Genomic DNA, 20,127 nt, shown 5'->3' with positions numbered 1-20,127 from the left:
TATTTTTCTCTACTTTGTATAAAGATTCCATCTATCATTTTTATTTAAAAGCGCATTATTTTAATGTTCAGTTAAATAAAAATAACAATCTAGTTAATGTTAAAAATATTTTAAATAAAGTTTCTTTTATTAAGCATTTTCGCACTCCCTATCAGTCAGTAGATATTATTTCACCCTATACTACTAGAAAATTACCAGATATTTTTAAAACTTTTAGTATTTTTTTAAACAAAAACCCTCAAATGAATTTATTTAGTTGGAAGGTTTATCACGAGTCTATGGTAGAGGGGTCTATTAACCTATTTAAAAAAACTCCTAAAAAAATTCTAGTTTTAGGAGGAGGGGACGGGTTAATTGTTTCGCAAATTTTAAAGTTCATACCACAAAGCAAAAGTATTGACTGGGTAGAGTTAGATTCTCAACTTCTTTACTTTTTTAAAAATTTTTACCCTATAAATTTAATTAATAAATCGGCTTTTTCTAGCAAAAAAGTGCACTCTTATATAGACGATGCTTTCCATTTTGTAAAAAACACTAAAAATAAATATGATGCGGTTTTTTTAGATTTCCCCTTCCCCTTTAATCAAGATATATCTAGGCTGTATAGTGTTGAGTTTTATACATTATTAAAAAAACTTTTATCTAAAGAGTCTTATATTGTTGCAGATGCATTAGTGCTTACAGAAAAAAATTATGTTCTTCCCTCTAATTTTATTTTACCTCAATCTATTATTAGTGCGACTTTAAAAGCGGCGGGGTTTAAGTCTTTGTTTTTTTATGGTATTAACGAGCCTTTTGTATTTGCCCAAGTTAACAAACAGTCTTTGTTCTTTGATGAGAAGAAATTTTCTAATAAGATTAGTTTAAATACCAGAAAAAATTTAAAACAGCTAAGCTTTAAATACCTAAAAATACACAATAATTTAAAAAATAGTAATTCTATTTTTAAGCCCCTAAAGTTTTCTCCGTAATTTATTAAAACAAATCGGCAATAGTTATTTTTTTATAATTAAGGCTTTTCTATATTATATAGCAATGCTATTATGTTAGTCATGAAAGATACTATACTTACTAATAAAGCTTTTAATTTAATAGAACTAATGATCGCAGTGTCTATATTGGGAATTATCAGTGTCAGTATTGCTACAGGATTTACTTCATTATTTCAGCAAAAAGAGCAATTTGTTACAGAAAGTGAAGTTCATAATATTCAATCTGCTATTTCCACCTACTTGTATAATACTGCATCTTGCTCTAAAGAATTTTCTAACAAAAATTTACCAGGCGTGGTTTGGAAAAATTTAACATTAACTCGTTATAAAGGCTTTGGAGACTGGGAAGGAGTTTTAAAATCTGGTGCTAATTTAGGAAAAATGAAAATAAAAGAGTTAAGTATTCGAAAAAAACCAGGAACCTTAACAGATTCTTTTAATGATGGATCTGTAAGTTATAAAATTTATATTATCCAAATTAAAATACAATTTAAACTTAAGCATTTAAGTTCTAAGTTATTTTCTCCCTTTTATATAGAGTTACCAGTGTTTACAAAGTTCCCCTATAATAAAATAGATTCTTGCTATGCAGGAACTAAGTTGCCTTATTTTTGCTCGGCCTTAGGGTTAAGGTATAAACAAGCGACTCATTCCTGTGTGCCACAGCATCGATGTTTATTGAAAGGCTTTTTTACTGTAGAGCGTTGCGAAAGGGGCAGTCGGTGTAAGAAAAGCGGTGCTGCTCGAGTTAACCCAATAACACAAGGCTATTCTTGTCCTCTGGGAGTTTCTCCTACCCTTATTGGTAGCTATGAAAATAATTATAGAGAGTCTTGCGGCAAAAAGTGTAGCAGAAGTGTTGAAAGGCGAATTAAAAGTTATTTATGTATGAAATGCAACTAAAGCATTCTAAAGGTTCTGCTTTGTTAATGGTAATCATGCTTACCATAGTTGCTGGAACTGTTTTATTTTATTTATTCATGGGGCAAGATTTTGCTTATAAAGCACAAAAACAATTGCGTGACAAAACTTTATATGCACACTTTATTAAAGATATTAAAAGGAAAATGTCTTGGCCTGACCAATGTTATATAGCCTTGAAAGGGCAGTATTATCGTGAAGGAAGTAGTAATTCAGTGGTTTTAAAAAATGTTTCATACAGAGAGCTTTCTAAAATTACTACCAATGTGCAAATAGGCTCAGGCCTAAGTATTTCTAGCATTCAATTAAAACGAAAACCTTATGCTTCTTTATCTCAAGGCGAGTTTGTATTAAATAATTCTAACAAACAATGGGCTAGAGATTTAAATTTAAAATTAAAAACTAAAGTGGTTCAGCTTTTCATTGCAGTAAAATCACATTTAAAATACAGTTTTAAACCTATACCTATAGATTTATTTGTTAACATAGATGTTGCTAATAAAATACACTCTTGCTATACCGAACTATCTGTGGCCTATGTTTGTGAAAATTTACAAAATGTTTGGAATGCTCAAAAAGGTGTATGCGAGCCTTATTTTCAATGCTTTTATAACAACCCTAATATTTGCAGGCTTCCTTATAAACGCTATTCAGTAGGGGGAGGTCGTTACCTTTGCGAGTGGTGTAACCCTCATTTTTAATATATAAATTAAAATTAGGTTAATAAAATTAAATATTGCCATAAAGTGGCTATTTTAGTGCTATATATCCAATGAAAAATTAAAACTAGTAGTAAAATAATGCTGATTATTTTTTCTAAATGAAAATATTTTTTATTAAAAGATAACAGCAACAAGGCGACAAATAAATTTAAGCTAGTAATTAACAAAGTAATATTAATTAAGTTTAATTGCTTAATTAATACATAAAACAAAACACTAGATACAAACATTCCTAAGTAATCATAATAAAGGCAAAGATTTTTTTTACTAGAAAGATCTAATAAGTTAGGTAATTCTAAGCCAGAAAAAAAACCAATTAATATAGAGGGTAAGTGAATTAAAAAATAAAAAAGCATAGGGTAAATTTTATTTTGAAAAGAGCTAGTATATAGTATCCAATAAGGGCTAAGAAGCCCAAGGGCGGTTAAAATAATTTCTGTTTTAACCAGTAAGGAAATTAAGTTTTTTGATTTTTTATAAGTATAATACAAAGACCCTAGGCCCAAAGAAAACATAAAAATACCCATTGTAACAGAGTAATAAAAAAGGGTTCCTCCAAAACTCACTGCTAAAAGTTGAGATAAAATTAATTCATAACTAAGACTGCATAAGGCTACAATAAAACTAATAAAATAAATAATAGTGCTGGGTAAGGCAAACAATGCTAATTCTGCCTTTCTAAAGCTTGAAAAGCCAAACCGTAATACTTAATTTTTTTAATCATAGCAAAAAGGCCGTTACTGCGAGAAGGAGAAAGGTGTTCGGACAGTTGTAGTTTTTTTAAAAAAAGGGGTTCGGTGGCTAAAACTTCTGAAGCACTTAGCCCATTGTAAACAGACAAAACTAAAGCCAGTAAACCCTTTACAATAATAGCGTCGCTGTCGCCTTTAAATTCTATTTTGTTTTGAGAATTTATAGAAGCCACAAGCCATACTTGTGACTGGCAACCTTTGACAATATTGTCTTCGGTTTTTAATTTTTCCTGTAAAGGAGTTAAGGTTTTTCCCAGCTGAATAATGTGCTTGTATTTATCTTCCCAACTTTCATAATTACGAAAGCTATTAATAATTTTTTGTTGAGGGTCTAAAGTTTTTAACATTGTGCTTTAGTGGGTTTGTGGTAACTCGCGCGCCTCGAAACCAGCATAATGACTTAAAGGTCTAATAATTCTATTGGCAGAGTTTTGTTCCATAATGTGGGCAGCCCAGCCAGTAATTCGGCTCATTACAAAAATAGGAGTAAACATTTCGATTTCAAAACCCATCATAAAGTAAGCAGGCCCTGCAGGAAAATCTAAATTGGGGTGAATATTTTTTTCTTTTAACATAACTGTTGCTAAAGTATCAGAAATATCCATCCATTTTTTTTGATTAGTAATTTCTGCCATTTTTTTAGCATACTTGGTCATTGTAGGTACTCGAGAATCTCCTTTTCTATAAACGCGGTGTCCAAAACCCATTACTTTTTTCTTAGCTTTAATGGCATTTAGCATCCATGCTTCTGCATTTTGTACAGAATCAATTTCTTTAAGCATATACATAACTTGTTCATTAGCTCCTCCGTGTAACGGGCCTTTTAAAGCGCCCACTCCGCCCACAACCGCACTGTAAAGATCAGACAGTGTGGAACTAATCACTCGAGTGGTAAAAGTAGAGGCATTAAAACTATGTTCTGCATATAAAACTAAAGACACTTCAAAAGCTTTTAAAACTTCTTTTTCGGGAATTTTTCCAAAGCACATATTAAAAAAGTTTTCGACAAAGTTTAAGTTTTGGTCGGGCTCAATCATCGCTAAGCCTTTTTTTCTACGGTAATCATAAGCGATAATAGTAGGAATTTTTGCAAGCAAAGAAATGGCTTTGTCTAAATTGATATTTAGGGAAGAGTCCCAAGTTCTTTCGTCATTAGAGCCAATAATACTAATCGCTGTTCTAAGCGTATCCATATAATGGGCTTTTTTACTTAAAGTATTAAGGCTTGTTGTAACACTGCTACTTAATTTTCTATACTCTTTTTCTTTGGCGATAAATTTTTTTAATTCTGAAGGGCTGGGTAATTCGTTATGCCACAAAAGGTAAGCCACTTGAATAAAGCTACATTTTTCCGCCAAGTCTTGAACTTTATAACCGCGGTAAACCAAAGAGTTTATATCTGGCATTACTTTAGAAATACTGGTTTCATCAACTATAACACCATCTAAACCTTTTTTGATTTCTGTATTTTGCACATCCTCTCCTTACTATTTTATTAGTTACCTTCTTTATTATTTTTTAAATCAAAATTAAATATACTTTTATCAAAGCTTTCATAATCTTTATACTTTAAAATTTCATAAAGCCTTTTTCTTTCTTGCATATTACTAACAATGCTTTTTTGATCTCCCGTCGTTTTAATATGCTGCAAACCCTCTTCTACGGCTTTCATAGCCAGGCGTAAAGTGGTAACAGGATAAATCACCAAAGAGTAACCCATATTTTCTAATTGTTTTTTTGTTAAAAGAGGAGACTTTCCAAACTCGGTCATGTTGGCCATTATTGGCGCATCCACTTGCTTTTTAAAGTCTTCAAATTCTTTTTCACTTTGTAAGGCTTCGGGAAAGATCATATCGGCTCCAGCATCCATGTAAGCCTTTGCTCTATCCACAGCCTTGCTAAATCCTTCAGAGCTACGAGAATCCGTGCGAGCAATTAATAAAAAATTAGAATCCGTTTTTGCATTAGTTGCGGCTTTAATTTTTTTAGTCATTTCGGCCACGCTCACTAAAGATTTATTATCTAAATGCCCACAGCGTTTAGGGTTAACTTGGTCTTCTAGGTGGCAACCCGAAAGGCCTAGTTCTGTTAATTCTTGAATACTACGCACTAAGTTCATAGGTTCGCCAAAGCCTGTGTCTACATCGATTATAGAAGGAAGGCAGCTAGCCCTAGCAATACTGCGCCCCCTTAGGCTAACTTCTGTTAAAGTGGTTAGCCCAACATCAGGTAGAGCTAAATCATTAGATAGTACAGCGCCAGATATATAAATGCCATCAAAGCCTAGCTCTTCAATAAGCATGCTAACTAATGGAGAAAAAGCTCCTGGAAACTGTAAAAGGGTGTTTTGCTTTAGCTTATCTTGTAAAAGCTGTCTTTTCTCTTGGGCTGTAGTGGTTGGGAAAAGCATGATGTTTTATAACAAAAAAAGCAACAGTGAGCAAGGCTTTGAAAAGCTTTAGTGTTTTTTTAAGGGTTTTAATAAGTCTGCAAGAATTTTATGTGTATTGGGTTTGCTAGATTCTGTTGTGGCTTTGTAATTGGTATTTGTAGTTTTTAAAAGATTTTGAAAAACACTTTTGCAGTCCTTTTTTTTACAAACAAAGTTTTGTTCACTAATAGCCATGGTAATGTTTTCGTATAACCACTGGATAATAGAAAACTTATAATTGGTAATTTCTTGTACAAAAGTGTCAGACTCTGTTCCTAAGTTATGGTGCTGCTTATCAGAGGCTTTTGTTTTATTTAGCGAGTAGCTTTGTGTCGCATTTTTATTTTTTGATACGCGAACTTTTTCTGTAAATAAAAGAATTTCTTTAAAAGAAAAGCTTATCTCTTGATTAAAATTACGAGCACATTTTCCGCAAACAGTGTTTAAATTTCCCGTATTAAAAGCTTCTAGCAGAAAATTATTTTTACCCATGGGAGTAATGCTTAATTCAATAATAAAGTCTTGAAAAGTACAGTGGCTTTTTAAGTCTTTAACTAAAGAGGTGTAAGCAAGATCACTTTCTTTTAACGAAAAGGATTCTTGTTCTTGAATAAGTTCTAAATCTAAAAATCCATCAGCGCTAATTAATTTCACGGTGAAGTTTTTATAGTTAAATTAGTTTCCCCAAGAGTCAGATATGTATAAAATACTTTCTGGCTGATCGATAAATGGGTTTCTTGTTTGATTGATAGCAAAAATGGCTTCATTTCTTTGTTTTTCAAATGCGTCCACAGGGTCTAACTGACTCCAGCGGTTAAACATTTTTCTTTTTTCTTTAGATAAAGGCATTTGGTATCGTAAGGAAAAATAAAGCATAGCTCGGGCAACATTCCCTTTGTAATTATGAGGGGGCTCGAAATGAGTTTTCGAGCTATTTTTAGTTAAACCTAATTTTGCCGTTCCACAAGATTTAGATACAGAGTTAACAACTTCTCCAAAAGGATGATTGCTTCGTTGGCTGTTAGTGGGGGCATCAGCGGGATAAAGAATATGGAGGTCTGTTTTTTGTATTGTTCTAGAAAATTGGTGAGTAAAGCGACTTTGTGGCCAAATATGCTCTGTGTTCAGAACAGAAGGGCTAGGAATTTGATTTGGACCTAAATAGGATTTTTTAAAATCTTTATTAGTAAAAGTTTTGCTACAATAAATACCATCTATGGAATAAGTATTTTTAGAATGGCCTTTTAAATGTAGCTTTCCAAAAAGTAATTTTCTTGCATCGCGATAGGCTTGTTGTCGTTTTAAGAAACAGGCAAGTATAGGTTTTTTATTTTTGCAGGTTTTGTATTTAGAGGTTGGAAAAAGCTTAGCTAGCTGTAGGGTAAATCGTTTTTTTAATTGTTTTAATTGTTCAGAAGGAAGTAAAGCTAAAACATTCCAAGGTTGTGTGTTTGCTATTTCATACCTCTGTTGCACATTTTTAAAACTTTTTTGTAATGCAGGGGAGGAGTAAAAGTTAAAAGCAAAAGAAGAGGACATTAGAAAGGTTGTAGAAAAAAGAACAGTAACAATCAAGACAGAAAAACGGTTAGTATTGGTAAAAAAGCTCATGCTAAAACCTCTTAGTTTGTTAATATTTATCGTTCGTTATTATTATCTTAGATTATTAGCAATTAAGTCAATAAGTTATTAATTTTGCATTAAATGTGTGCACAAGATGGCTGCTTCGTACTCAATAGGTAAGGTTCATTAATGGCAATATAAAAACATTTCTTTTTTTTTGACTTGTGGGAAAATGGGGGTATAAGTTTTTACACACAATAAGACTGTCTTAAACTCCGTTTTCCCCTCTAGCGTTATGATGATTTTAGGTTGCGAAGCTTTACTAGCAGATAGTAAAAAAATACAAAATTTAAAAGGAAAAAAAATCGCTATGGTGGTGGGGCCCGCCTCGGTAAATTCGCAATTACAAAATTCTTTTAAGGAATTTTTAAAAGCAGGCCTATCTATTAATATACTCATTGGACTGCAGCATGGTTTTGATGGAGATAAGCAAGACAATATGGTAGAAACTCCTCACCAGCTAGATAAAAATAATGCACTTCCTGTGTATAGTTTGTATTCAAAAACCCGCCGTTTAAGTAAAGAAATGCTTAGTCAGTTTGATGTACTACTGTTTGATATTCAAGATGTTGGTTGTCGCATTTATACTTACTTAACTAGTTTATTTTATATTTTAGAAGATTGCGAAGCGGCTAATAAAGAAGTTTGGATATTAGATCGTCCTAACCCTGTGGGGCGAAAAGCAGAAGGCTTTTTGTTACAAAAACAGTGGAAAAGTTTTGTGGGTGCTGCACCTATTTTATTACAACACGGTTTAACTTTAGCAGAGGCCGCTTTGTGGTATAAAAAGGAAAAAGATTTAAAAACGCATTTAACTATTATTCCCATGGTCAATTATAATATTAACGACCAGCCGTGGCCTAAACATTTAAGTTGGATTAACCCCAGCCCCAATTTACCAAGGCTTTCTAGCACAATAGTTTACCCAGGAAGTGTATTAATAGAGGGAACGACTTTATCAGAGGGCCGTGGCACCACTAGGCCCTTAGAGGTTATAGGGGCTCCTTATTTAAATACAAAAAAAATCTTAGAAATTTTAAAAAATGATTTTGCTAAATATACACAACATTGTGTTATTCGTGAAATGCACTTTGAACCCAGTTTTCATAAATTTAAAGCGCAAACCTGCAAAGCTTTACAAATTCATGTAGACCACCCTGGTTACACTCAAGATTTTCAAGCTTTTCGCTTAGTCGCTATACTATTAAAAATTATTAAAAGCCTTTACCCCAACAAAGAGTTGTGGTCTCAGCCTCCCTATGAGTATGAATATAAAAAATTACCCATTGATTTAATTAGCGGTTGTGATTTTTTAAGAAAGTGGGTGGAATCTACAGACTCTATAGATTTGTTAGAAGACAAATTGCAGTCTGATAAAGCACAGTGGGTAAATAGTCGAAAAGACTATTTACTGTATTAATTTTTCAATAGTCTTTTTTAAAATTTTTGAAAAAAAATATAAAAGTGCCAAAGCACCAATTATACTTTGCGAGCTGCGTAGTATTCTGTAAACAAACCGGGTTCAAATTCAAAAGGAATATGTCCCACAGTGGGTACGGCTTGTAAAACTCCAGAAGGTAAGTTGCCTTTGTCTTCTCTTCTTAAAAAGTCAGGAACTTCTAACCTTGGGCTATTAGTAGCTTGAACAACCGCTTGGTTTTCCTTAGCTTTTTCAGAAATACTAACGCTTGCTCCTTGGGGAACAATGGCAGAACCAATATTTAAAACCACATCATTTACTAGTACATGTTTGTGTGAAACCAATTGTCTAGCTGCACGAATACTTGGTGCCATTCCTAAACGAAAAACCACATTATCTAACCGGCTTTCTAGTAACCCAGCTAAAGTATTTACCCAGTTAGTAGAAGAACCTTTTTTTGCTTTTTTAATAAAGTTTCTTAATTGCTTTTCTTTTATATTATAATGAAAACGAATTTTTTGCTTTGCCTCTAATCGTAAAGCATAATCAGAATATTTGCGCCTTTTGTTTCCATTTTCGCCAGGAGGGTAGGGGCGGCGATCTAAGGCTCCTGGTTTTCCTAAGCCGGGTAGTTCTGTACCCAGTCGTCTTTGTGTTTTAAATCTTACGATTTGTCTTGTGTTTTTTGCTGCCATACTGCTATTTCCTTTTCGCTCTTTTTTATGGGTTATAATTTATTTATATAGCCCGAGTCAAAGTTATTTCTTTTCCTTTCAAAAACAGTCTACCATAACGAATATGAATAAAAATGCAATAATTATTTGTATTTCTTTTGTATTTTGTTAACTATAAGGACACAGCAAGCAATTTTGACAAGAAAGGGAGGGGTTGTGTTAACGCAGATCTTTAATTTAGAGTTTTTATTTGGATTATCTAGCAGTTTGGTAATAGGTTTATCTTTAGTTAGTATTATATTTGCAGCTTACTTTTCGCTGCCTTCCACAGTGTGGTTTATTTTTTTAGTATTTCAAGTTTCCTTATGGAGCAGTTCTTGGTTATGTTTTGCTTTGGGAGTGGCGGCGAGCATTTTATTATTTATCCCCTTTGTACGGTCTAGAATCATTTCTTCTTTAGTTTTGCGTTTGTTAAATAAATGGAAAGTTGTTCCAAAAATTTCTTCCACCGAAAGAGAAGCTTTAGAGGCGGGGCAAACTTGGATAGAAAAAGAATTTTTTTCTTCTAAACCTAGTATAAAAAAAATTTTAAACCAAAAGCCTGCGGTATTAACCCAAGAGGAACAAGCCTTTTTAGATGGTCCTACCCAAGAGTTGTGTGAAAAAATAGATGATTGGAAAATTTGGAAAAGCAGAGACATAGAAGAAGAAACTTTACAATTTATCAAAGAAAAAAAATTTTTAGGAATGATTATCCCTAAAGCACAGGGGGGGCTAGAGTTTTCGGCCGCAGCACATAGTGCGGTTATTCAAAAAATATCTTCTCGCTCTGTGGTGGTAGGTATTACTGTTATGGTTCCTAATTCTTTAGGGCCCGCCGAATTATTAATTCATTATGGAACACAAAAACAAAAAGATTACTACCTTCCTCGATTAGCCATAGGAAAAGAAATTCCTTGTTTTGGATTAACCGAGCCAGGCGCGGGTAGTGACGCAAGCTCTATTACCTCTGAAGGGGTGTTGTTTAAAGAAGATGGAGTTATTAAAATTCGTTTAAATTGGAATAAGCGGTGGATCACTTTAGCTAGTATTTCTACAGTGATTGGTTTAGCCTTTCGCTTAAAAGACCCAGAAGCTTTATTAGGGGGGAAGAAAGATTTGGGCATTACTTGTGCCTTAATTCCTTCTAAAACAGAGGGTGTAGTATTGGGCCGTCGTCACGACCCTATGTCTATAGCTTTTTACAATTGTCCTACTCAAGGAAAAGATGTGGTTGTCGAGGCAGAGACTAGCATTATTGGTGGTCTTAAAGAGGCTGGACAAGGCTGGAAGATGTTAATGAAATGTTTATCAGTAGGCCGTGGAATTTCTTTAGTAGCTACCAGCACAGGAGGAATAAAGCTGGTTACCAAAACTAGTTCTAACCACGCATTAATTAGACGACAATTTGGCATGCCTATTGGTAACTTTGAGGGTGTGGAAGAAGTTTTAGCAGAGATGAGCGGAATTTGTTACAAAGCCGAGGCCGTTAGAGCTTATACATTAAGCGCATTAAACCAAGAAATAAGTCCACCGGTAGTTACAGCAATGGCCAAATATTCCACCACGGAATGGTGCCGAACGGGTTGTAACAAGGCTATGGATATTTTAGCAGGTAGTGGTATTTCCATGGGCCCAAAAAATCAAGTGGCTATGTCTTATATTGCCTCTCCCATAGGGATTACTGTAGAGGGGGCTAATATTTTAACGCGCACCCTTATTATTTTTGGGCAAGGGGTATTTCGGGCTCACCCTTACGCACTTTTAGAGATGCAAGCTTTAGCAGAAGGAGATGTGAAAAAATTTGATAAAGCCTTTTTTTCTCACTTAGGGCATATTTTTACCAACATTTGTCGCACTTTTCTTTTTAGTATTAGTAGAGGCTATATTTACCAAAAAAATTCGGTGCCTGGTTTAAAACGCTATGTACAAAAATTTATGTGGGCTACCAGTGTATTTTCTTTAATGTCTGATATGGCCATGGCTTTAATGGGAGGAAGTTTAAAGCGTAAAGAAAAAATGACAGGTCGGTTTGCCGATGTTTTATATAATTTGTATACCATCTCGGCGATTTTTCACAAATATTCACATAGTGCTTATCAAACAGAAGAAGAGTTGTCGGTGGTAAAAAATAGTTTAAACCAAGTGTTTTATGATATTCAAAAAGCCTTTGATGGTATTTTTGTTAATTTTAAAGTGCCTTTTGTTAGCTGGTTTTTTACGCACTTTATTCAGTATTGGTCGTCTTTTAATATTATAGGAGTACCTTCTTCTGATGCCTTGTCTCATAAGGCAGCTAAAGTTTTGCTAAGAGATTCGGATTTTCGAGACTCTTTATTTGAAGGAATCTTTTTGTCTAAAAACTCTGATGATGATTTTTTTAAGCAAACCCAAGCTTTTAAAATAACTCATGAGTCTAAAAGTTTAGAGAAAAAATTTAAAGCTTTGTGTAAAAAAAATGCTATTCCAAAAGGGAAAATAGACCTTAGGTTAAAACAAGCATTAGAAAAGAATCTACTAACTCAAAAAGAATATGACTTTCTTTTAAAGGCTCACCAAATGCGTTGGGACTGTATTCAAGTGAATGACTTTTCTGAAGAAGAATTTCGCCAAGCTTAAGTGACAAGCTTAAGTGACAAGCTTAAGTACAAAGCTTAAGCGCCAAGCTTAAGTACAAAGTTTAAGTGTTGGGCCTTTTAGGCGTAAACAAGCCTTGCTTAGTTTCTTAAAATATGGTTTATTTTTCTGGTACTTATATTTGTAAACAAAATAAGTGGAATTAATAAAGAGGTTTGTATGAAAAAATCTATTCACCCCAACAACCGTTTTGTAGTTTTTCAAGATATGTCTTGTGATTTTAGTTACTTAACTAAATCTACAGTGCACACCAAAGAAACTATCCAGTGGGAAGACGGCAAAGAATACCCTTTAGTAAAGGTAGAAGTATCTAGTCAATCTCACCCCTTTTATACAGGCCAAAATCGTTTATTAGACACAGAAGGCAGAGCAGAGCGCTTCCGTAAAAAATACGGCAGTCGTGCTAAGTCTGTTAAAAAACCTAGCTAAACTTCGTTTTTCTAATTTCTACTTTGTTTTTCTAATTTCTAACTAGCTCTTCCTGCTTTTTGAATGGCAGAGCTTTTTCGGATAATCATTATTTTAATTTGATGGGGATATTTACATTCGGTTTCTACTTTTTCCACCAGCTCTTTATGTAAGTCTAAAATGCGCTTATCAGACACTCTTTTGCTATCTACAAACACGCGCAGTTCTCTACCTGCATTTAAAACCAAGGTGTGTGTAATTTCGTTAAAGCTATTACCAATTTCTTCTAATTGATCCATTTTTTGATTATAACTATTGGCAGTAGACCTTCTGGCTCCAGGCCTTGCTCCCGAAAGGGCATCAGCAGCAATAACTAAAAAATCTAAACTGCTTTTTGGAGGAGTATCGTGATGATGCGATCGAATAGCATAAACCACATCGGGGTTTACATCATGTCGGGCTAATAAATCCGCACCAATTACTGCATGACCCCCTTGCTTGTTGTGGTCAATGGCCTTTCCTAAATCATGTAGCAGGCCAGAAAGTCGATATTTTTTTACTTCTGCATCAATTTCTGAAGCTAATAAACCACACAAAAACCCCACCTCTAGGCAATGAGCATATTGGTTTTGTGTAAAAGAGTAACGATACTGTAAAGTGCCAAAAACATTTAAAATATTATTATGAAGAGGCTTAAGTTGCAGTTTTTGAAAGGCTTTTTTTCCATCATCTTGAATAGTTTTTAATAAATAGTTTTTTTGTTTCTTTAGTATTTCTTCCATCTGTCCGTCTTGCAAAGGTTTTTTGTAAAAAAGAATTTTTTCTAAAAAGTCGCTGGCCCATTTTCTTCTCATAGGGTCTCGGGTTAAAACCTCCACGGTTTGTTCTGTGGTTTTAATAGTTAGTTCGCAAATGCTTTCTAGTTTAGGGAATAAATGAGAGTGGGTTTCGCAAAAAAAATGAAAATGTTCATCGCTATTAAAAGTAATAATCCCAATACCTCTATGAGGGCAATAAGGCATGGTAAAGCGATTTAAACCGTTGTGTAAAATATTTTTCGCTTTCTTTTCTGCCATAACACTAAGGCTTTCTAGTAATTCTTTGCTTTGTATTTTTGCATTTTGTTCTAATTGATTTCCTCTTTTTTCTTTTAAGTACTCCTTCATATCAACAACATTAGCTTGTGCAGAATTTTCTAAATTAGTTTTTAATATATTTTTTTGTACTTGATTATCTTTTTTTGTTTGCTCTACTTCTTTTTCTTTAGTTTTCATTTCTAATGTATTTTTTTCAATAATACTGCTTATTTTTTTAGATATTTTTGTTTTTTCTACAATTTTTTCCGAATAAAAGCGTTCTTGTCTTTTTAAATAAGATTGCGATTGCTGTTTTTTATGTTCTAGTCGATTTTTTTTTCTTAAAAGAAAGTCTCTGTTTTCTTGCCTATAAACGCTTTCTCTTTCTTGCAGTTTTTTTAATTGCGCTTTATTTTTTTGTTCGGTTTGTAAAAGAATATCTTTTGCTTGCCGATGCGCTTTAAAAAATATTTTTTTATTTTTTAAAAAAATAGAAAAAAAGAAAAAAAACAAACCTAAAATTAATCCAAGCATAATATATGTAATCATTTTTTATCCTTTAAATAATAAACACTTTTTACATTTCTTTGTAATTGGGGCCACTTCCCCCTTCACGCGGTTCCCACCGTGGGCCTAACACATCAGTGGCTTTGCAATCTATACAGTTAGGAGCATTAATTATTAGTTGCTCATCTTTCCATTCGTAAACTCCCGCAGGGCAAAGAGCACTATAAAACTCTGCAGTGCTTTTATCTATATCTTTTACGCTACTTAAATGGCAAGGAATATCATCTCTGGTTTTGTTTCCAGATAAATAAACAGCATCCACTTTACTAATCACAGGGATACTAGGGTTTAACGGAAGACTTTCTAATTTTGTATTAAAAGTTTTGTCTTCTTCGGCATCTTCTTTTAGGGGAGGGTTTTTAAAAACTAAGGCATTTAATTTTAAACTTAATAAACCGGCTTTAATACCTCCTGTAATAAAACCTTTTTTAAAGCTAGGTCGTATTTCGCTGACCTTTTGTAAATCGCTTTTTATAAAACTTTGGTTAATTTTTTTTTGATAAGAAGATAGTTGTTCTTTAGAAAAATCATTTTTTTGTAAAGCTTCAAAGGCACTTTCTGCTGCAAACATACCCGAGTACATAGAGTAATGAATTCCTTTAAGGGCAGGAACATTAACAAACCCCGCCGTATCACCAGCCATTAAAACACCATCGCCATAAAGTCTTGTGGGCAAAGCCCCCCAGCCACCTTCGGGAATGGTTTTAGCGCCCCATTCTAAAATTTCTCCACCTTGTAAAATTTTTTGAAATACGGGGTGTTGTTTTAAATGTTGTAATTTTTTATGCACATCTACCGAGTGTTTTTTGTAATCCAACCCAATAACCAAGCCAATAGAAACCTTGTTTTTTCCCATAGGATATATCCAAGACCCTCCAAAGTCAGAAGTATCTAAAGGCCATGCTAAGGTATGAATAATATGCTCTAAATTTTTAGGAACCTTCCAAAGCTCTTTAACTCCTAAGGCATAAATCTGCTTAGACTCTCCCGCTAAGTTTTCTTTTTGTATATAAGCTTGAGTTAAAAGCCCGCGAGTGCCTTCGCACAAAACACTAACTTTCGCTTTAATATTTACAGACGGCGTATATTGCGCGCCGGGGCTAGAATCGCGATTTAATCCACTAGGAGTGGTGCGTACACCAGTAATTTGCTTTCCATTTACCAGTAAGCTTTTTGCCGGAAAACCCGTAAAAATATTAACCCCTAAACTTTCTGCCTCTTGGCCTAAAAACCTTAGCATTTCGCATAGCGAGGCGGTGTAATTGCCTTTATTGCGCATAGTGGGAGGGGTGGGCAGCTTAAAGGCTTTGTTTTTTGTTAAAAAAAGCACTTTTTCTTTAGTCACTTTATCTTTAAAAGGAAGGTCTTTTATAGATTTTTCTGGAAATAGTTCTAAAAAGGCTTTGGGGTTAACTACCGCTCCAGACAAGCTATGGCCACCCAACTCGGCAGCTTTTTCTAAAACTCCAATTTCTAAATTTAAATTTTCTTTTTTGGAGAGTTGAGCTAGTTTGATAGCTCCAGCTAGGCCTGCAGGTCCCGCGCCTATAAAAAGCACATCTAAGGGTATTTCTTCTTCTCCTGAAAATTGAGAATCAGAAATTAAAAAGGGGTTGCTATCTAGTTTTTTTTGCTTGTCTAAGGGTTTGCTCATAGTTTTCTCAATATTAGGAACTTTAGAATAAATCTTACTTTTATAAATGTCTATTATTTAAAAGCCTTGGCATTTTATTATTTGCAAAGTGGTGGTTCTTGTTGTATTTAATGCTTAAATTAACAATAGCTTAAAGGAAAACAATGAAAAGGTTAATGCAAGCTTGTTATTTATTGTTGTTTTTTTACATGGCTGCTTGTTCAGACCCCACAGTGGGCTCTAAAAACCGCCCCTTTACCATGTATTTTGTGCCAGCCATTGATGCCAGAACCATTTCTGTAACTACAGATAAAGTGGTGGATTATGTGGCAAAGTATGTCTCTCAAGCCCTTTATAATAAGCCAACAGGGTTTTATGTAAAAGGCTCTATACCTTCTAGCTACATAGCTATTGTAGAAGCTTTTGGAACACAAAGGGCTGATTTTGCTATTTTTAACACTTTTGGATATATTTTAGCAAAAGATGTTAAAAAATATCCTGTAGAAGCCATTTTAACCGTAGAGCGAGAAAAGGGAAAAAGAAGCTACCATTCGCAAATTTTGGTAAGAGCCGATAGCAATATTAAAACTTTGCAAGATTTAAATGGTAAGCGTTTTGCTTTTTCTGACCCAGCCTCTACATCGGGCTATATTGTTCCCCATAATATGTTAACAAAGGCAGGGGTAAAGTTAAAATCTCATGTGTTTGCACAAAAGCATGACAATGTAGTGGCCATGATTTACCAAAAGCAGGTAGATGCAGGGGCTACCTTTTACGACAACCCCATAGTTAAAACCATAAATGGAAAAAAAGTAAGAGTACTAAGAGATGCGCGAGCACGGGTGCTAACACAATTTCCTGATGTAGAAAAAAAAATAAAAATTTTAAAAATATCGCAAGGCATACCTAATGAGCCCTGGATGATACGGTCTAACCTTTATAAAGATAAAGAAAAAAATAAAAAAGTAAAAAAATTAGTTAAACAAGCATTATTAGAATTTCAAAAAAGTAAAGAAGGTTATAAAGCCTTAAAAGCACTTTATGACATGAACCGTTTGGTAGAAGTAAAAGACAGCGTTTATGATGACATCAGAAAAATGATTTTAAGCACAAAGTTAGATTTAGAAGGCACTTTAAAAAAGAAAGATAAAAAAATAAAGAAAAAGTAAATTATGAGCAATACCGCTTTAGAAGTTAAAAATTTAGAAAAATTTTACGAAAATGGCGTCCATGCTTTAAGTTCCGTCTCCTTTACTGTTAAGCAAGGAGAATTTTTGGCAGTCATTGGTTTAAGTGGCTCGGGTAAGTCGACTATGCTTAGGTGTATTAATGGTTTGGTACCTGCCTCTTCTGGGGAGGTTTACTTTCAAAATCAAAATATAATTGGTTTAAAGGCAAAAGAGTTAAGATCAGCCCGCAAATCCATAGCTATGGTTTTTCAACATTTTAATTTAATTTCTAGAAGAAGTGTTTTAATTAATGTGCTTTCGGGGGCTTTAGCAAAAACGGCTTTATGGAAAGGTATTTTTTCTAAATTTTCTAAAGAAGACATTGATAAAGCTATGGGTAGTTTAGAACTGGTGGGCTTAAAAGACAAAGCCTATGTTAGAGCCGACGAACTTAGTGGAGGCCAGCAACAGCGAGTAGCTATTGCTCGAGCGCTTATGCAAAATCCAGAAATTTTACTCGCCGACGAGCCAGTAGCCAGTCTTGACCCAGCCACTTCGCATTTGGTTATGGATCACTTGGCTTATATTAATAAAACATTAAACAAAACAGTAATTTGTAATCTGCATTTTTTAAGTTTAGTTCGAAAATACGCTACCAGAGTAATTGCTTTAAAGGCGGGAAAGTTAGTTTTTGAAGGCTCTCCTTTAGATATTGATGAAGCTTGGTTTAAAAAAATTTATGGCGAGCAAGCAAAAGAGGTAGGAATTGAATAATTTTACAACCGTAGAGGGTTTTGAAAATCATGTTTCCGAAGAAAAGAAAAGAGGAAAAGTTAAAGCTTTTGTTATTAATTTTTTATTAACTTTTTATTTATTTTTTGCTTTGTCTTTTTTTACCTCTCATATGATTTATGAAAAAAATATTTTACCAGCTTTTTCTTATATTATCTTACTAATTACTAGTCTTATTTTTGCTTTTTGGTGGACTTCTAAAAACAGCTCTTTAGGAGCTATGGCTGTGTACAAAACCAATAAATTTTTAAAAAATCGACCAGAGCTACACTCTGAGTTTCAATTTTTTTCTTTTTCTGGAATTTTCCTTTTCTTAGTTTTTGTTTTAAATGTTTTATTGGGAAGTATTTTAGTAGATATTAATCTTTATTTATTATTTAGCTCACAAGGTTTAAGTGGTGCTAAGCGAATATTTTCTGCTTTGTTACAACCTAACTGGAGCATTATTGTTCAAGTGCTGTCTAGCATGGTAGATACTATTTATATTGCATTTTTAGCGACTTTTATTGCTGTGCCCATTGCTTTTTTCTTTAGTTTTTTTGCCGCTCGAAATTTAGCTAGCAAATTTCCTTTTGGAAAGTCTATCTATACGGTCATTAGGTTTTTTTCTAACTTTACTCGTTCGGTAGAACCTTTAGTATGGGCAGTAATTTTTTCTGTTTGGGTAGGGGTTGGTCCCTTTGCAGGAATGTTAGCTTTATCTATTCACTCTGTTTCTTCTTTAATTAAATTATACTCCGAGCAAATTGAATCGGTTAGTAAAGGTCCTTTAGAGGCTATCGAAAGCACAGGGGCCCATCCTGTTTTAGTAATATGGTATGCTGTTGTTCCTCAAATTATTTTACCGTATTTGTCTTTTACTATTTATCGCTGGGATATTAATATTCGCATGGCCACAGTAATTGGTTTAGTTGGTGGTGGGGGGATTGGTACTCTTTTGGTTCAGTATCAAGGCTTGGCTCAATGGAACGAAGTGGGCACCATTGTTATTGTCATTGCCTCGGTGGTATGGTTGATGGATTATTTAAGTGCAAAATTAAGAGAAGCTATTTACTAAAAGTAGTTTTTAACTTATGAAGTCTTTAGTCTATCTTGATAATAATGCAACCACTCCCTTAGCTCCCTTTTTAAAAAATCCTTTAATTCAAAAAATGGAAGAATGGGGCAACCCCAGTTCTGTTCATTATGCAGGTAGAGGGCCTAAAAAAATTATACGCGAGGCTCGTCAAAATTTAGCAAAATTGCTAAAAGTCAGTCCTTTAGAGCTAATTTTTACCTCGGGAGGTAGCGAAGCCAACAACTTAGCTTTGCAAGGCATTTTTTTCTCTCAGATATTACCACACTTATTATCTTCTTTTAAAAATAAGGATACTGTTTTTCGTAATCGATTTATTATTAGTGCAGTAGAACACCCTAGCGTTTTTAAAACAGCAGAATATTTAAAAACATTTGGACTAAAGTTAGATATATTACCGATAAATAAAAACGGGCAAGTGGATTTAAATCAGTTGCAATCTTTATTGGGCGAGGATGTAGCTATGGCCTCTATAATGTATGCCAATAACGAAACGGGTCATATCTTTCCTATTAATAAAATTAGTAAAATGCTAAAAAGCTGTGGTGCTTTGTTACATTGCGATGCTGTTCAAGCCTTTGGTAAGTTACCATTAAATTTAAACACATTGGGTGCCGACCTTGTTTCTTTTTCTTCTCATAAAGTGTATAGCCTAAAAGGCTCGGGTTTATTATATGTAAAAAAAGGTGTGCATTTAAATGCTTTAATTCAAGGTGGAGGGCAAGAACGCTTTAGAAGGGCGGGCACAGAAAATACTTTGTCCATAGCCTCTTTGGGGTTAATGGCCGAACATATGTTAAAAGAAAAGCTAATTTCTAATTATTTTACACAAATGCAAAATTTGCGTGATTTTATGGAAGAAGAAATTATAAAAAACATTAAAATCGCTACAATTATCGGAAAAGATTGCGCAAGGTTACCCAATACTTCTAATATTTTATTTTCTAATTTAAATGGCGATAGCTTGTTAGTTAGTTTAGATTTAAAATCTATAAGTTTAAGCACCGGATCGGCGTGTAGCTCGGGCAGTTCCGAACCTAGCTCGGTATTAAAAGCCATGGGTTATAGTGATGAACAAGCCAATTCGTCTTTGCGTATTAGTTTAGGGTGGCAAACCAGCAAAAAAGATATTGTATTTTTTGTTAAAGAGTTAATTGCTGTGGTAAAACATTTAAGCCAATTGTAATTTTCCATTT

Annotated in this window: 19 protein-coding genes; 10 read left to right on the top strand and 9 right to left on the bottom strand. The window is 33.9% G+C overall.

From position 1 onward, the window contains the following. The 3 genes from HAW63_02175 to HAW63_02165 all read left to right on the top strand — a co-directional run. Positions 1-971: hypothetical protein (locus tag HAW63_02175; protein MBE8162777.1), on the top strand; the 971-nt coding region annotated here is incomplete at its 5' end. Between the two features lie 81 nt (positions 972-1,052). Next, positions 1,053-1,895, top strand: a complete 843-nt coding sequence (locus tag HAW63_02170) for a type II secretion system protein (GenBank protein ID MBE8162776.1) — start codon at positions 1,053-1,055, stop codon at positions 1,893-1,895. Then, a complete protein-coding gene (locus tag HAW63_02165; protein ID MBE8162775.1) occupies positions 1,877-2,614 on the top strand; it encodes a hypothetical protein in 738 nt (245 codons plus the stop codon). Before HAW63_02170 ends, HAW63_02165 begins: the two co-directional genes overlap by 19 nt. 14 nt (positions 2,615-2,628) lie before the next feature. On the opposite strand, the gene HAW63_02160 is transcribed toward HAW63_02165, so the two are convergent. The 6 genes from HAW63_02160 to HAW63_02135 are packed head-to-tail and all read right to left on the bottom strand — an operon-like array spanning position 2,629 to position 7,429. Next, positions 2,629-3,297 carry a hypothetical protein gene (locus HAW63_02160; GenBank protein MBE8162774.1) on the bottom strand — a complete coding sequence of 223 codons (669 nt, stop codon included), beginning with the start codon at positions 3,295-3,297 and terminating at the stop codon, positions 2,629-2,631. Positions 3,298-3,299: 2 nt separating this feature from the next. Then, a complete protein-coding gene (locus HAW63_02155) occupies positions 3,300-3,734 on the bottom strand; it encodes a SufE family protein (protein MBE8162773.1) in 435 nt (144 codons plus the stop codon). A gap of 6 nt (positions 3,735-3,740) precedes the next feature. After that, positions 3,741-4,862, bottom strand: a complete 1,122-nt coding sequence (locus HAW63_02150; protein ID MBE8162772.1) for a bifunctional 2-methylcitrate synthase/citrate synthase — start codon at positions 4,860-4,862, stop codon at positions 3,741-3,743. 20 nt (positions 4,863-4,882) lie between these two features. After that, positions 4,883-5,797, bottom strand: a complete 915-nt coding sequence (gene prpB, locus HAW63_02145) for a methylisocitrate lyase (protein MBE8162771.1) — start codon at positions 5,795-5,797, stop codon at positions 4,883-4,885. 48 nt (positions 5,798-5,845) lie between these two features. Continuing rightward, the gene (locus HAW63_02140) at positions 5,846-6,472 is read right to left on the bottom strand and encodes a hypothetical protein (protein MBE8162770.1); all 627 of its coding nucleotides are present in this window, start codon (positions 6,470-6,472) and stop codon (positions 5,846-5,848) included. 21 nt (positions 6,473-6,493) lie between these two features. Continuing rightward, a complete protein-coding gene (locus HAW63_02135; protein ID MBE8162769.1) occupies positions 6,494-7,429 on the bottom strand; it encodes a hypothetical protein in 936 nt (311 codons plus the stop codon). A gap of 247 nt (positions 7,430-7,676) precedes the next feature. On the opposite strand from HAW63_02135, the gene HAW63_02130 reads away from it, so the two are divergent. Next, positions 7,677-8,861: a DUF1343 domain-containing protein gene (locus HAW63_02130; protein MBE8162768.1), complete on the top strand. Its 1,185-nt coding sequence runs from the start codon at positions 7,677-7,679 to the stop codon at positions 8,859-8,861. Between the two features lie 59 nt (positions 8,862-8,920). On the opposite strand, the gene rpsD is transcribed toward HAW63_02130, so the two are convergent. Further along, positions 8,921-9,556, bottom strand: coding sequence for a 30S ribosomal protein S4 (gene rpsD, locus HAW63_02125; protein ID MBE8162767.1), 636 nt, complete (start codon positions 9,554-9,556; stop codon positions 8,921-8,923). A gap of 195 nt (positions 9,557-9,751) precedes the next feature. On the opposite strand from rpsD, the gene HAW63_02120 reads away from it, so the two are divergent. Together HAW63_02120 and HAW63_02115 are read left to right on the top strand one after the other, a co-directional pair. Beyond that, positions 9,752-12,193, top strand: coding sequence for an acyl-CoA dehydrogenase (locus HAW63_02120; GenBank protein ID MBE8162766.1), 2,442 nt, complete (start codon positions 9,752-9,754; stop codon positions 12,191-12,193). Between the two features lie 177 nt (positions 12,194-12,370). Further along, the gene (locus HAW63_02115) at positions 12,371-12,640 is read left to right on the top strand and encodes a type B 50S ribosomal protein L31 (GenBank protein ID MBE8162765.1); all 270 of its coding nucleotides are present in this window, start codon (positions 12,371-12,373) and stop codon (positions 12,638-12,640) included. 38 nt (positions 12,641-12,678) lie between these two features. Here HAW63_02115 and HAW63_02110 read toward each other — a convergent pair whose 3' ends face one another. Beyond that, entirely contained in the window at positions 12,679-14,244 is a 1,566-nt protein-coding gene (locus HAW63_02110; protein MBE8162764.1) for an HDIG domain-containing protein, read from the bottom strand. A gap of 28 nt (positions 14,245-14,272) precedes the next feature. Next, entirely contained in the window at positions 14,273-15,916 is a 1,644-nt protein-coding gene (locus HAW63_02105; GenBank protein MBE8162763.1) for an NAD(P)-binding protein, read from the bottom strand. Positions 15,917-16,059: 143 nt separating this feature from the next. Here HAW63_02105 and HAW63_02100 point away from each other — a divergent pair, with 143 nt between their 5' ends. The 4 genes from HAW63_02100 (at position 16,060) to HAW63_02085 (ending at position 20,117) form a co-directional block, all read left to right on the top strand. Beyond that, on the top strand, positions 16,060-17,064 hold the full coding sequence (locus tag HAW63_02100; protein MBE8162762.1) for a phosphate/phosphite/phosphonate ABC transporter substrate-binding protein: 1,005 nt from the start codon (positions 16,060-16,062) through the stop codon (positions 17,062-17,064). A 3-nt stretch (positions 17,065-17,067) separates the two neighbouring features. Beyond that, a complete protein-coding gene (phnC, locus tag HAW63_02095; protein MBE8162761.1) occupies positions 17,068-17,838 on the top strand; it encodes a phosphonate ABC transporter ATP-binding protein in 771 nt (256 codons plus the stop codon). 130 nt (positions 17,839-17,968) lie between these two features. Next, the gene (phnE, locus tag HAW63_02090; GenBank protein MBE8162760.1) at positions 17,969-18,913 is read left to right on the top strand and encodes a phosphonate ABC transporter, permease protein PhnE; all 945 of its coding nucleotides are present in this window, start codon (positions 17,969-17,971) and stop codon (positions 18,911-18,913) included. Between the two features lie 16 nt (positions 18,914-18,929). Beyond that, a complete protein-coding gene (locus HAW63_02085; protein MBE8162759.1) occupies positions 18,930-20,117 on the top strand; it encodes a cysteine desulfurase in 1,188 nt (395 codons plus the stop codon). Positions 20,118-20,127 lie beyond the last annotated feature (10 nt).

The organism is Pseudobdellovibrionaceae bacterium, assembly GCA_015163855.1.
Taxonomy (GTDB): Bacteria; Bdellovibrionota; Bdellovibrionia; order Bdellovibrionales; family UBA1609; genus JAAOIH01.
This window is presented reverse-complemented; position numbering and strand designations above follow the sequence as displayed.

Coding starts and splice junctions, on each gene's coding strand:
- HAW63_02130 (MBE8162768.1), top strand. CDS start 7,677: ATGATGATTTTAGGTTGCGAAGCTTTACTAGCAGATAGTAAAAAAATA.
- HAW63_02135 (MBE8162769.1), bottom strand. CDS start 7,429: ATGAGCTTTTTTACCAATACTAACCGTTTTTCTGTCTTGATTGTTACT.
- HAW63_02155 (MBE8162773.1), bottom strand. CDS start 3,734: ATGTTAAAAACTTTAGACCCTCAACAAAAAATTATTAATAGCTTTCGT.
- rpsD (MBE8162767.1), bottom strand. CDS start 9,556: ATGGCAGCAAAAAACACAAGACAAATCGTAAGATTTAAAACACAAAGA.
- HAW63_02110 (MBE8162764.1), bottom strand. CDS start 14,244: ATGATTACATATATTATGCTTGGATTAATTTTAGGTTTGTTTTTTTTC.
- HAW63_02100 (MBE8162762.1), top strand. CDS start 16,060: ATGAAAAGGTTAATGCAAGCTTGTTATTTATTGTTGTTTTTTTACATG.
- prpB (MBE8162771.1), bottom strand. CDS start 5,797: ATGCTTTTCCCAACCACTACAGCCCAAGAGAAAAGACAGCTTTTACAA.
- HAW63_02085 (MBE8162759.1), top strand. CDS start 18,930: ATGAAGTCTTTAGTCTATCTTGATAATAATGCAACCACTCCCTTAGCT.
- phnC (MBE8162761.1), top strand. CDS start 17,068: ATGAGCAATACCGCTTTAGAAGTTAAAAATTTAGAAAAATTTTACGAA.
- HAW63_02105 (MBE8162763.1), bottom strand. CDS start 15,916: ATGAGCAAACCCTTAGACAAGCAAAAAAAACTAGATAGCAACCCCTTT.
- HAW63_02165 (MBE8162775.1), top strand. CDS start 1,877: ATGTATGAAATGCAACTAAAGCATTCTAAAGGTTCTGCTTTGTTAATG.
- HAW63_02170 (MBE8162776.1), top strand. CDS start 1,053: ATGAAAGATACTATACTTACTAATAAAGCTTTTAATTTAATAGAACTA.
- phnE (MBE8162760.1), top strand. CDS start 17,969: ATGATTTATGAAAAAAATATTTTACCAGCTTTTTCTTATATTATCTTA.
- HAW63_02115 (MBE8162765.1), top strand. CDS start 12,371: ATGAAAAAATCTATTCACCCCAACAACCGTTTTGTAGTTTTTCAAGAT.